Source organism: Dickeya ananatis, from assembly GCF_019464615.1.
Taxonomy (GTDB): domain Bacteria; phylum Pseudomonadota; class Gammaproteobacteria; order Enterobacterales; family Enterobacteriaceae; genus Dickeya; species Dickeya oryzae.
In genome coordinates this window covers 1442164-1455591 of sequence record NZ_CP040816.1, presented here as the reverse complement: position 1 = coordinate 1455591, position 13428 = coordinate 1442164, and the positions used below count along the sequence as shown (strand labels likewise).

Genomic DNA, 13428 nt, shown 5'->3' with positions numbered 1-13428 from the left:
ATGGCATTACTGGAAATTCGTAATCTGACCATTGAATTCCTCACCCCGGATGGCCCGGTGAAAGCGGTGGATCGCGTCAGCATCAGCCTTAACGAGGGTGAAATTCGCGGGCTGGTGGGGGAATCCGGCTCTGGCAAGAGCCTTATCGCCAAAGCCATCTGCGGCATCAACAAGGAAAACTGGCGTATTACCGCCGATCGTTTCCGTTTCGATGACGTGGATTTGCTTCAGCTCACGCCCCGTCAGCGCCGTAAACTGGTACGGCACAACATGTCGATGATCTTTCAGGAACCACAATCCTGTCTGGATCCCTCCGCGCGTGTCGGTCGCCAGTTGATTCAATCTATTCCTGGCTGGACGTACAAAGGCCGCTGGTGGCAGCGCGTCAACTGGCGCAAACGCCGGGCCATCGAATTGCTGCACCGCGTCGGCATCAAAGACCATAAAGACATTATGCGCAGCTACCCCTATGAACTGACCGAAGGGGAATGCCAGAAGGTGATGATCGCCATCGCGCTTGCCAACCAGCCCAGACTGCTGATTGCCGATGAGCCAACCAACGCGATGGAAGCCACGACACAGGCGCAAATTTTCCGCCTGCTTTCCCGTCTTAACCAGAACAACAACACCACCATTTTGTTAATCAGCCACGATTTGCAGACCATGAGCAAATGGGCGGATCGTATCAACGTGTTGTACTGCGGCCAGACAGTGGAAAGCGCGGTCAGCGATGAATTGATCAGCGCGCCGCACCACCCTTACACCCAGGCATTGATCCGCGCCATGCCGGATTTCGGCTGTTCATTACCACACAAGAGCCGCCTGAATGCGCTGCCGGGGGCGATTCCGGCGCTGGCGCATCTGCCCGTCGGCTGTCGGCTGGGGCCGCGTTGTCCCTATTCGCAAAAACGCTGTATGACAGCACCGCCGCTCGTTCCGGTGAAAACCCATTGGTACGCCTGCCACTTCCCGCTCAATATGGAGGAATCCTGATGGTGGAAACCCTGCTGGAAGCCCGTAATCTCACCAAAACCTTCCGCTACCGTACCGGTTGGTTCCGGCGTCAGCACGTTGAGGCGGTGAAATCGGTGAGTTTTACGCTGCGTGAGCGGCAAACGCTGGCGATCATCGGCGAGAACGGGTCGGGCAAGTCCACGCTGGCCAAGATGCTGAGCGGCGTGATCCCCCCCACCTCCGGCGAGCTGGTCATTGACGATCATCCGCTGCAATACGGTGACTATCACTACCGCAGCCAGCGTATCCGCATGATCTTTCAGGATTCAGCCAACTCGCTCAACCCACGCCAGCGGATTGGTCAGCTACTGGAGTTGCCGCTGCGGCTCAATACCGACCTGACGCCGCAAGAGCGGGAAAAAGCCATTAATCTGGCGCTGCGTCAGGTTGGCCTGCGTGCCGACCACGCCACCTACTACCCGCACGCACTGGCACCGGGTCAGAAACAGCGTATCGGGCTGGCGCGGGCGTTGATTCTGCAACCCAAGGTGATCGTGGCAGACGAGGTGCTGGCGTCACTGGATATGTCGGTACGCTCCCAGATAATCAACCTGATGCTGGAGCTACAGGAAAAACACGGCATCTCCTATATCTACGTCACCCAGCATCTGGGCATGATGAAGCACATCAGCGACCAGATTCTGGTGATGCAGGCGGGCGAAGTGGTCGAACGCGGCAGCACCGCCGATGTGCTGGCATCGCCGTTACACGACCTGACCAAGCGCTTGATCGCCAGTCACTTTGGTGAGGCGCTGAGCGCCGACGCCTGGCGACAGGATAGTAACCGCCCGTAAAAACCTGTGCTGAACTAGACAACATCGCCGGGTGAGCCGTATGGATGGGGTGAAAGCCCCTCCGGCCTCTAGTGGTTGGAGTACCCCTTGGGGCACCATACATGCTAGAATCGCCCAGTTTATTCACATCGATCATGGTAAATAATTATTTTTATTAACGATGATCGCAGTAACAATGATCACAAGGATACTGCCATGGGTTTTCTTAACGGTAAGCGCATTCTGGTAACGGGCGTTGCCAGCAACCGCTCCATCGCATACGGTATCGCACAGGCAATGCATCGTGAAGGTGCAGAACTGGCGTTCACCTACCAGAATGACAAGCTGAAGCCGCGTGTGGATGAGTTTGCCAAAGAGTTTGATTCGAGCATCGTGTTACCCTGTGATGTGGCAGAAGATGCCAGCATTGAGGCACTGTTCACTGAACTGGCGAAAGTGTGGCCGAACTTTGATGGCTTCGTGCACTCCATCGCTTACGCGCCGGGCGACCAGTTGGATGGCGACTACGTCAACGCCGTTACCCGCGAAGGTTTCTCCATCGCTCACGACATCAGCGCCTACAGCTTTGTAGCAATGGCGAAAGCCTGCCGCAGCATGCTGAACCCGAACGCTGGCCTGATCACCCTGTCCTACCTGGGTGCTGAGCGCGCCATCCCGAACTATAACGTCATGGGTCTGGCTAAAGCCTCTCTGGAAGCTAACGTACGCTATATGGCTAACGCTATGGGCGCGCAGGGTGTCCGCGTCAACGCCATTTCCGCAGGTCCGATCCGTACGCTGGCCGCTTCCGGCATCAAGAACTTCAAGAAGATGCTGTCTCACTGCGAAGCCGTCACGCCGATCCGCCGCGTGGTCACCATTGAAGACGTGGGCAACGCTGCCGCGTTCATGTGTTCTGACCTGGCAGCCGGTATCTCCGGTGAAATCCTGCACGTTGACGGCGGCTTCAACATCGCCGCGATGAACGAGCTGGAACTGGGCGAATAATCATCTATAACAGTAAACGAGTCATATGATTCGTTTACTGTTATTCATCAAATTATCAAATATCTACTAGATTAATATCACAAAAATCATATCCTTTTCAGGTCTCTGATTTAAAGACAACCCTCGCCAGAAAAGCGTAAATCACTATATATCCTATTCTCTACCTTAAATCCCCCAAAAAACGGCAAATTCCTCCAAGTGGAACATGATAATAAAAAATAAAATGAACCTATTATTTATCATATTCACTTCACAAGATAAAAAGAGGTATACATGTTATTAAAGAAAGGAACCCAACTTTTTCATATTACAATCATCGAGCATGAAAAAAACTTTATTGAGAAAGGGATTAAGATACAGCATGGAAATGTCAATGCCCAAGGCAAAGGCTTCTACCTGACAGAAAAAATTGACCTTGTTTTCCAATGGAACCATGCTGAAGATAAAGAACACTTTTTAAATGGATACTGTATTGTTTTTTGCACTGTTTTAAACGATATTCCTGAAGACAATGATGGAAGTGTTATTATTTCTGAAAAAGAAGTCGTATGGAAAAAATTTAATCCAGAAGGCAAGGCTATTGATTTAGCAGTTGAAAAGATCATTATAATAAAAAACCTGACTGGTACAGAGAAAGAAAAATTAGAGACTTATCTAGAAAACTGGTTCGACGCCTAAAAACACAACCCAGAGCCACACCTGCGCCTACTACTTTTTCTGGCAAGCAAGAACCACAGAATACCAGCGCCAACGGCTGGTATTCTGCATCGTACAGAGAATAACCTAAAGCAAACGGGCGACTGAACGCTCACCCAGCCAGTGCTGCGCGGCGTCAAAGAAATGTTGTGCCAGCATGGTGGCTCGCCCGGCTTCGGCAATCACCACCGCACCGTGTCGTGACATCGGTGTCAGTGCCAACGGCCGCCAGGCCAGTTCCGGGGTCATCTCCGGCAGCAAACTGCCATTGGGTACAATGCCGCACCCCAGCCCGACGAACACACTTTGCATCAATTGCAGTATCGAGGCGCTTTCCACCCGCACTCGCGGCGTCACCCCGGCTTCCCTGAACTGACTGTCCAGATAGCGGCGAAAGTAACGGCTGGGTTCCGCCAGACACAACGGCACAGTCGCCAGTTCCGCTAATGTCAGTGGGCCGTCCCCCTGTAGCGTGGGAAAGTAGCGTGGATGATACAGCAGCGAGGCCCCCTGCTCCGCCAGCGATGAGGCCTGAAAATGTAACTCGCGCAGCGTCGTCAGTTCGAAAAAACCGATCCCGACATCCACCGTGTGGGCAGTGAGTGCTTCCAGTAACTGATCGGCGCTAAACAGTGCGACCTGATAATCCATCTCCGGGTAGGTACGGCTGACCTCGGCCAGCAAGGCCGGTACCGCCATGCTGCATTGTGGTACCGCACCGATACGCAACAACCCGCTGGTACCGCGTGCCAGTGATGCTACCTCCAACTTCAACCCCTGATACACCGACACCATTTCCCGCGCCCAGGCCAATACCCGCTCGCCTTCGGCGGTAAACCCCTCGAAATTGTTACCCCGATTGATAAGCGACAGCCCCAGTTCCCGCTCCAGGTTCTTCAGTCGCATCGATAATGTCGGCTGGCTGACAAAACTGGCCTCGGCCGCACGGCCGAAATGGCGCTCTTTTTCCAGATTGCACAAGTAGATAAGTTGCTTAATGTCCATCAGGTTCTCCAGCATGTCAGGCTGGGGCAGTATACCATCCCCCTCTGGCGCAGCAGAGATGACCACCACGATAAGCATCCTCTATCCCGCTATTATCCCCTTTGATTAGACGCCCTGTGACACGCCGCCTACACTCTTGATTAGCAAGCAAAGTTTTAAAGATTTTTTTACATACTAAAAACATCATCACCTGCGTAGCGAATCATGAAATTTAAATCTGCCATTAAGCCATACCGCGCCGCTGCTGGCGGTTGGGGCTCACTGGAAGCCACCACCCGCTTTGTTCTGGACAGCAAGCAAGCGCTGAAAAATATCCGTAATTTGATGCGAGTCAATAAAAGCAAAGGGTTCGACTGCCCCGGCTGTGCCTGGGGAGATGACAACAGCAGTACCTTCAGCTTTTGTGAAAACGGTGCCAAGGCGGTCAGTTGGGAAGCCACCCGCAAAGCCGCCGGGCCGGATTTCTTCGCTGAGCACAGCGTCAGTACACTGCGCCGCCAGAGCGATTATTTCCTTGAATATCAAGGCAGGCTGACTCACCCGCTGCGTTACGACCCGGAGCGCGACCATTACGTACCGATAAGCTGGGACGATGCCTTCGCGCTTATCGCCAGCCATATCCGCACGCTGGAACACCCCGACCAGATGGAGCTTTATACTTCCGGTCGGGCCAGTAACGAAGCCTCGTACCTGTATCAACTGTTCGGCCGTATGGCGGGCACCAATAATTTCCCCGACTGCTCCAACATGTGCCATGAAGCCAGCGGTACCGGGCTGAAACAGAGCATTGGCGTGGGTAAAGGCACGGTACGATTAGCGGATTTCGAACACGCCGACGCCATTTTCGTCTTCGGTCAGAATCCCGGTACCAATCACCCCCGTATGCTGCACAGTTTGCGACATGCCGCCGATCGCGGTGCGCATATCGTGGCGTTTAATACCTTGCGCGAACGGGGTCTGGAACGCTTCGCCAACCCGCAAAACCCGCTGGAGTTGCTGACGCCGCTGTCCGGCACCATCAGTGAAACCTACCTGCAACCGCATCTGGGCGGTGACATGGCGGCAGTACGCGGCATGGTAAAAGCGCTGCTGGAAGCCCATCGTCAACGGCTGGACGCGGGAGACAGCGGGCTGTTCGATCAGGACTTCATTAATAAGCATACCGACGGCGTCAACGCCTATCTGCAACAGGTGGATGCCACCTCATGGGACAAAATCACCCAGCAATCGGGGCTGAGTGAGGCGCAAATCCGCTATGTCGCCGATATTTACCGGCGCTCTGAGCGGGTGATCTGCACCTGGGCGATGGGGGTGACTCAACACCGTCACTCGGTCGCCACGGTACGGGAAATCGTCAACCTGCAACTGCTGTTTGGTCAGCTCGGCAAGCCGGGGGCAGGTTTGTGCCCGGTGCGGGGCCATAGCAATGTGCAGGGTAACCGCACCATGGGGATTGATGAAAAACCCTCTGACGCGATGCTCGACAGTCTGGCACGTCACTTCGGTTTTACCCCGCCGCGCGGCCACGGCCACAATACCGTACAAGCGCTGGAGGCGATGCTGCGTGATGAGGTACGGGTCTTAATCGCGCTGGGTGGCAATCTGGCCGCCGCCGCACCGGATACTGAGCGCACCGCACAGGCGCTTAGCCGCTGCGAACTGGCGGTGTATATCAGCACCAAACTCAACCGCAGCCACCTGATTACCGCACAGCGTGATACGTTGATTCTGCCGACGCTGGGGCGCACCGAACGGGATATGCAGGCCAGTGGCCCACAATTCGTCACCGTCGAGGACTCGTTTAGCATGGTGCATGCCTCTGAGGGGATAAGCCCGCCGTTGTCGGACCAACAACGCTCGGAAACGGCCATCGTGGCGGGCATTGCCCACGCCGTCCTCGGCAACGCGCACCTCGACTGGCTGGCGCTGGCGGCCGACTATAACCTGATCCGCGATCACATCGCCGCCACCCTGCCGGGTTTTGCTGACTTCAATCAGCGCTGCGCCGAACCGGGGGGATTCTGGCTGGGTAACGCCGCCGCCGACTACCGTTTCAACACCGCCACCGGTAAAGCCGGTTTCAGCGCCGCCGCCTTACCCGACAGCGTGGTGCCGGTATACGGTGATACCCCGGCACCGTTTACCCTGCAAACACTGCGTTCCCACGACCAGTACAACACCACGATTTACGGGTTGGATGACCGTTATCGCGGCGTGTACGGCCAGCGCGACGTGCTGTTTATGCACCCGGAGGACATCGCCGCGCTCGGTCTACAAGACGGCGACAGGGTGGATATCGAAACCCTGTGGCATGACCACATCGAGCGTAAAGTCCGTGGGTTTCGGTTGGTCAGCTATAACATTCCTCGCGGTAATCTGGCGGCGTACTATCCGGAAACCAATCCGCTGGTGCCGTTATCCAGCTACGGCGACGGCACCTTCACCCCGACGTCCAAATCCGTGCCGGTACGCATTACCCCCAGTGCCGACACCACGCTGCAACGCATCGCCTGATACCCCTGGCCGGGTGGGTTCTTTTCACGCCCGGTTTAATCCATCATGCTACCCACAACGGGTGTCATACTGATGCCCGTAAACTCCGACAACAGATTGTTTAGTCGTTATTTGCAACCGTGCCATACTCAAGTAAGATTAACTAAGAAGAATGTCATCAGTGTTGGTTCCAAGGAGATAAAACATGTTGAAGGCAACCCGTAGGTATCTTCGTGCCGCCGGCAGCATTTTAGATCTGATGCCAGCGACAGACTATCTGGCAGACATCAACAAGCAAAGTGATGCGCAGAGAATGGCCAGTGATTTTCAAGCCATAGGTGACGACCTAAGAGTAGCGATGAATGCATACGGAAGAAGAAAAGGAATTGCGTCAGGGATTGCAAAACGCTGACACACAGAACAGGGAAAATGAAGAGGCACAGGCGCTTGCCGAAAGAGTCGAGTCTACGCTGATTGAAAACCCGGTATTCCTTGAGCGCTTGCTTGCCAGGCCACAGATTCAAGCCATCGTTTCATCCACATTTTTTCGCGGACCGCTTCCCCCTCCAGAAATGCTGAAAGAGTACGATGATATCGTGCCCAACGGCGCTGAAAGGATCATGGCGAAAAGCGAGCGAGAGCAGGCCCATCGTCATCGTATCACTGAAAAAGGCCTCGACGGCGAGATAAGCAGAGACAGACGCGGGCAGTGGATGGCATTTGCCATTACCATGACTATTCTGGCAATCGCGACTTTTTTTGCCTGGAAGGGCGAAATGGTGTTTGCCGGTACGTTAATCACGCTTGATTTAATCGGGCTGGCGTCGGTATTTGTTATCGGAAGATATCGTCCTTCCAACAACAGCGAATAACCCACCCACCTACCCCGAGACGTAGTTCGAACACGTCGGCATTGTACAGGCTGTTCATTGCAGCAACGCTTGCCGCCAGCGGCCGATTCGCGTAAAACTGTCTGCCGCTAAAGCCACTATTAACCGCAATTCTGGACGCTATGTTTCAAGATAACCCGCTGCTTGCGCAGCTTAAACAGCAACTCCACTCTCAGACGCCACGAGCGGAAGGTATCGTCAAAGCCACCGACAAAGGATTTGGTTTTCTTGAAGCCGACGCGCAGAAGAGCTATTTCATCCCGCCGCCGCACATGAAGAAAGTGATGCACGGCGACCGTATCATCGTCACGCTGCATACCGAAAAAGAGCGCGAAATCGCGGAGCCGGAATCGCTGGTGGAACCGTTTCTGACCCGCTTTGTCGGCCGGGTACAGAAAAAAGATGACCGCTTGTCTATCGTGCCGGATCATCCGTTGCTGAAAGACGCCATTCCGTGCCGCCCGGCGCGTGGCGTCGAGCAGGACTTTAAAGAAGGCGATTGGGCGGTCGCGGAAATGCGCCGTCATCCGTTGAAAGGCGATCGTGGTTTCTTTGCTGACCTGACCCAGTACATTACTACCGGCGATGACCCGCTAGCCCCCTGGTGGGTGACGTTGTCGCGTCATAATCTGGAGCGCGAAGCGCCGAACGCCGACGCGGCCGAACTCGACGATGGCTCGCTTGAGCGTGAAGACCTGACCGGGCTGGATTTTGTCACTATCGACAGCGCCAGCACCGAAGACATGGATGACGCCTTGTACGTGCAGGACAACGGCGACGGGACGCTGGATATGACGGTGGCCATCGCCGACCCGACCGCTTACGTGCGTGCCGATAGCGAGCTGGACAGCATTGCCCGTCAACGCGCGTTTACCAACTATCTGCCCGGCTTTAACATTCCGATGCTGCCGCGCCACTTGTCAGACGACATCTGTTCACTGCGCCCAAACGAACGCCGTCCGGTGTTGGCCTGCCGCATGACCGTCGCCGCTGATGGCGCACTGAGCCAGATTCGCTTCTTTGCCGCCTGGATCGAATCGCGTGCCAAACTGGTGTACGACGAGGTGTCGGACTGGCTGGAGCAGCGTGGCGACTGGCAGCCGCAGAGCGATAACATCGCCAGCCAAATCCGTCTGTTGCATCGCGTGTGTCAGGCGCGCAGTGCCTGGCGCTCCACCCATGCGCTGGTGTTCCGCGATCGCCCGGATTATCGCTTCCTGTTAGGCGAGAAAGGTGAAGTGCTGGATATCGTTACCGAACCACGCCGCATCGCTAACCGCATCGTGGAAGAAGCGATGATCGCCGCCAACGTCTGCGCGGCACAGGTACTGCGCGACACCGTCGGTTTCGGCATTTACAACGTCCACACCGGTTTCGATCCGGTCAGTATTGATCAGGCGGTTGCCGTGCTGGAGAGCAACGGGATTCATGCTGAGGCTCAGCAACTGCTGACGCTGGAAGGCTTCTGTATCCTGCGCCGTGAACTGGACGCCCAACCGACCCAGTTCCTCGATAGCCGTATCCGTCGTTTCCAGACATTTGCAGAAATCAGCACCGCTCCCGGTCCACACTTTGGCCTGGGTCTGGAGGCTTACGCCACCTGGACGTCACCGATTCGTAAATACGGCGATATGGTTAACCATCGTCTGCTCAAGGCCGTCATCACCCATACCGCAGCAGACAAACCGCAGGATGACGTCACGCAGCAATTGGCTGAGCGTCGTCGTCTTAACCGTATGGCAGAGCGTGACGTCAGTGACTGGCTGTACGCCCGTTTCCTGAAAGACAAAGCCGGTACCGACACCCGCTTTACCGCCGAGATTATGGATGTCAATCGTGGCGGCTTGCGTGTACGTCTGCTAGAAAACGGGGCTTCCGCCTTCATTCCAGCCTCGTTTATCCACGCGGTACGCGACGAGCTGGTCTGTAGTCAGGAAACCGGCATCGTGACGGTAAAAGGCGAACCCGTCTATCGCCAAAGCGATACCCTGACGGTGGTATTAACCGAAGTGCGGCTTGAAACGCGCAGCATTATCGCCAAACCCGCCGCCTAATCCGCATCCGTATCACGCCACCCCACCGGGTGGCGTTTTTTTATCGTCGGGAGCACACCACAGCCCCTGTAACCGAGAGCAACATAACGGAGAGGTGAACATGAAAAGAATCACACTGGGAACAAGTACCCTGTCAGTCCCGAATATTGCGCTGGGTTGTATGCGGCTGGCGGGCAAGACACAGCAGGAAGCCGCCACGGTGTTGCAAACGGCGCTTGATGCCGGTATCGATTTCTTTGACCACGCCGATATTTACGGCGGTGGCCGTTCCGAAGAGATGTTTGCCGCCGCGGCGCGTCAGGCGGGCATCACCCGAGATCAGGTGCTGCTGCAAAGCAAATGCGGTATCCGCCCCGGCTTTTTCGATTTCTCCAAAGCGCACATTATTGCGTCGGTCGAAGATAGCCTGAAACGCCTGAACACAGATTACCTCGACACCTTGCTGCTGCACCGCCCGGATACGCTGTGCGAGCCAGATGAAGTCGCCGCCGCCTTTGACGCATTAGAAACCAGCGGTAAGGTGCGCTATTTTGGCGTCAGCAATCAGCACCCGTTGCAGGTCGAATTACTGAAAAGCGCGGTGCGCCAGCCGCTGCTGACTAACCAGTTACAGCTTAGCATTATGCACACGCCAATGATTGACGCGGGTTTCAACGTCAATATGACCCATGCGCCGTCACTGCACCACGACGGCATGGTGTTGGAATACAGTCGTTTGCAGAAGATGACCATTCAGGCCTGGTCGCCCTTCCAGTACGGCTTCTTTGACGGTGTATTCGTGGATAACGATAAATTCCCGCAGCTCAATGCCACGCTGACGCATATCGCCAGCGAGCACGGCGTATCCACCACCGCGCTCGCGGCGGCCTGGATCCTGCGTCACCCAGCCAGTATGCAAGTGATTGTCGGCAGTATGGACCCACAACGCCTGCAAGACATCGCCACCGCCTCTGAACTGCACATCAGCCGCGAAGAATGGTATGAAATTTATCGTGCGGCCGGTAACAAGCTCCCCTGAGCTGACTTTACCGTGCCTTGCCCGGCTCCCGCCGGGCTTGCCGCGCCGGGCCATTCCCCCATCACCCGTTTCTCTCTGATTGAAAATACAGACAACTGCTTTATTCGTAACAAAAATATATCTTTGCTCACATTTTTATCTTGTTATGACCACGCTGATTAATCGCTGCACTATGGTTATTTATTGATATCACAATATTTCCTGTTATCCCGCTGTGGATACGATTCGAGTATTGCTGGTGTCTTGCCGTATTCGTTACGCCAAGAGGTTCGTTGACAGGGTGCCAGGATTATCGACGACCGGGAATCATAACCAGTCAGGAGTCAGTGAGATGAAAACGATCAAGAGCGTGTCTATCTGGATAGCTGTTGCTATAGCCGGCGCCGTGGCGTTTGCCATGCTGGCGCTGAGTCAGGGAGAGCATGTGAGCGCCGTCTGGCTGGTCATCGCCGCCGTCGCGTGCTACAGCATTGCCTACCGTTTTTATAGCTTGTTTATTGCGCGTCGGGTGTTCGAACTGGATGACCGCCGTTTAACCCCAGCGGAGCGTCACAACGATGGTCTGGATTACGTTCCTACCAACAAGTGGGTGTTATTCGGCCACCATTTTGCCGCTATCGCCGGTGCTGGTCCATTGGTGGGGCCGATTCTGGCGGCGCAAATGGGTTTTCTGCCGGGTACGCTGTGGATCCTGATCGGCGTGATGCTGGCAGGTGCCGTGCAGGACTTTCTGGTGCTGTTCATCTCCACGCGTCGTGATGGTCGCTCATTAGGCGAGATGGCGCGTCAGGAATTAGGGTCGTTCGCCGGGGTCGTCACCATGCTGGGCGCACTGGGCGTAATGATCATCATCCTGTCGGCACTGGCGCTGGTGGTGGTTAAAGCGTTGACCAACAGCCCGTGGGGGGTATTCACCATTGCGGCCACCATCCCGATTGCGCTGTTTATGGGGGTCTACATGCGCTTTCTGCGACCGGGCAAGATTGCCGAGGTGTCGCTGATAGGCTTTGTGCTGATGATGATGGCGATTGTCTACGGTGGCGACATTGCCGCCCATCCTTACTGGGGACCGTTTTTTACCCTGAAAGGCACCACCCTGACCTGGGTACTGGTGATTTACGGATTCATTGCCTCGGTACTGCCGGTCTGGCTGTTGCTGGCACCGCGCGATTACCTCTCCACCTTCCTGAAAATCGGCGTGATCGTCGGGCTGGCGATCGGCATTCTGTTTGCTATGCCTGAACTGAAAATGCCTGCGGTTTCACGCTTTATTGACGGCAGTGGGCCGGTGTTCTCAGGCAGCCTGTTCCCGTTCCTGTTTATTACCATCGCCTGCGGTGCTATCTCCGGCTTCCACGCACTGGTCTCCAGCGGTACCTCGCCCAAACTGGTTGAGCGCGAAAGTCACATCCGTTTCATCGGTTATGGCGCAATGCTGATGGAGTCTTTCGTCGCCATCATGGCGCTGATTTGCGCCTCGGTGATCGACCCCGGCGTGTATTTCGCCATGAATGCGCCCGCCGCGCTGATTGGCACCACGGTAGAAAACGCCGCGCAAGTGGTCAGTGGCTGGGGCTTTGTCATCACACCGGCTGATCTTAGCAGCATCGCCAAAGACGTCGGTGAAGCCTCGATTCTCTCGCGTGCTGGTGGTGCGCCGACCTTTGCCGTTGGCATGGCGCATATTATTACCGACATCTTCAATAGCCGGGCCATGATGGCCTTCTGGTATCACTTCGCCATTCTGTTCGAAGCGCTGTTTATTCTTACCGCCGTTGACGCCGGTACCCGTGCCTGCCGCTTCATGGTGCAGGATCTGGCGGGTTTGGTGGTGCCGGGGATGGGGAAAAGTCACTCCTGGCTGGGCAACATGGCCGGTACTACCGTGGCGGTAGCGGGCTGGGGTTTCTTCGTCTATCAGGGGGTGATCGACCCGCTGGGCGGTATCAACACCTTGTGGCCGCTGTTTGGCATTGGTAACCAGATGCTGGCCTCAATGGCGCTGATCCTCGGTACGGTCGTGCTGTTCAAGATGAAAAAACAGCGTTACGCCTGGGTGACGATACTGCCTACCGCCTGGCTGTTTATCACCTCGATGACCGCAGGCTGGCAGAAGATTTTCCACGAAAAACCCAGTATCGGTTTTCTGGCGCAGGCTAAACGCTTCTCGACAGGTATCGAATCCGGCACCCTGATAGCGCCGGCCAAGAACATGCAGGACATGGCAACCATCGTGTTTAGCAACCAGATTAACGCCATCCTGTGCGGCTTCTTTATGCTGGTGGCGGTCACCATGCTGGTCGCTGCGTTCTTCGCTATCCGCCGTGCATTAAACAGTCACAGTCCCACCACACACGAAACCACCGCCGCCTGGCGACAGGAGGCGCATAACAACTGATCCCTTCAGATTTTTTCCGGGCCCATGTCACACCGCTCACGCCCCCATTGCCAGAGGGCGTGAGCACTATTTAGTGATG

11 protein-coding genes are annotated in these 13428 nt (G+C 55.6%); 10 read left to right on the top strand and 1 reads right to left on the bottom strand.

Annotation, left to right across the window (positions count from 1 at the left end; genetic code table 11):
- From sapD to FGI04_RS06300, 4 genes are all read left to right on the top strand, one after another.
- Complete coding sequence (sapD, locus tag FGI04_RS06315) at positions 1-993, top strand: putrescine export ABC transporter ATP-binding protein SapD (RefSeq protein WP_038904040.1); 993 nt, start codon at positions 1-3, stop codon at positions 991-993.
- A complete protein-coding gene (gene sapF / locus FGI04_RS06310; RefSeq protein ID WP_407336439.1) occupies positions 993-1808 on the top strand; it encodes a putrescine export ABC transporter ATP-binding protein SapF in 816 nt (271 codons plus the stop codon). Before sapD ends, sapF begins: the two co-directional genes overlap by 1 nt.
- A gap of 195 nt (positions 1809-2003) precedes the next feature.
- On the top strand, positions 2004-2795 hold the full coding sequence (fabI, locus tag FGI04_RS06305) for an enoyl-ACP reductase FabI (protein ID WP_407336438.1): 792 nt from the start codon (positions 2004-2006) through the stop codon (positions 2793-2795).
- 273 nt (positions 2796-3068) lie between these two features.
- A complete protein-coding gene (locus tag FGI04_RS06300) occupies positions 3069-3473 on the top strand; it encodes a hypothetical protein (protein WP_342701106.1) in 405 nt (134 codons plus the stop codon).
- A 105-nt stretch (positions 3474-3578) separates the two neighbouring features.
- On the opposite strand, the gene FGI04_RS06295 is transcribed toward FGI04_RS06300, so the two are convergent.
- The gene (locus tag FGI04_RS06295) at positions 3579-4496 is read right to left on the bottom strand and encodes a LysR family transcriptional regulator (RefSeq protein ID WP_342701303.1); all 918 of its coding nucleotides are present in this window, start codon (positions 4494-4496) and stop codon (positions 3579-3581) included.
- A 204-nt stretch (positions 4497-4700) separates the two neighbouring features.
- Between FGI04_RS06295 and FGI04_RS06290 the strand changes: the two genes are divergently transcribed.
- The 6 genes from FGI04_RS06290 to FGI04_RS06265 all read left to right on the top strand — a co-directional run bounded on the left by FGI04_RS06290 (position 4701) and on the right by FGI04_RS06265 (position 13349).
- Positions 4701-7010 carry an FdhF/YdeP family oxidoreductase gene (locus FGI04_RS06290; RefSeq protein WP_407336437.1) on the top strand — a complete coding sequence of 770 codons (2310 nt, stop codon included), beginning with the start codon at positions 4701-4703 and terminating at the stop codon, positions 7008-7010.
- A 184-nt stretch (positions 7011-7194) separates the two neighbouring features.
- Positions 7195-7401, top strand: coding sequence for a hypothetical protein (locus FGI04_RS06285; protein WP_019845791.1), 207 nt, complete (start codon positions 7195-7197; stop codon positions 7399-7401).
- Positions 7388-7861 carry a DUF2335 domain-containing protein gene (locus FGI04_RS06280; protein ID WP_407337395.1) on the top strand — a complete coding sequence of 158 codons (474 nt, stop codon included), beginning with the start codon at positions 7388-7390 and terminating at the stop codon, positions 7859-7861. The genes FGI04_RS06285 and FGI04_RS06280 overlap by 14 nt, the downstream gene beginning before the upstream one ends.
- A 140-nt stretch (positions 7862-8001) precedes the next feature.
- On the top strand, positions 8002-9933 hold the full coding sequence (locus FGI04_RS06275) for an exoribonuclease II (protein WP_407273304.1): 1932 nt from the start codon (positions 8002-8004) through the stop codon (positions 9931-9933).
- Between the two features lie 100 nt (positions 9934-10033).
- The gene (locus tag FGI04_RS06270; RefSeq protein WP_342701109.1) at positions 10034-10951 is read left to right on the top strand and encodes an aldo/keto reductase; all 918 of its coding nucleotides are present in this window, start codon (positions 10034-10036) and stop codon (positions 10949-10951) included.
- A 331-nt stretch (positions 10952-11282) separates the two neighbouring features.
- Complete coding sequence (locus FGI04_RS06265) at positions 11283-13349, top strand: carbon starvation CstA family protein (RefSeq protein ID WP_342701110.1); 2067 nt, start codon at positions 11283-11285, stop codon at positions 13347-13349.
- Positions 13350-13428: the final 79 nt, after the last annotated feature.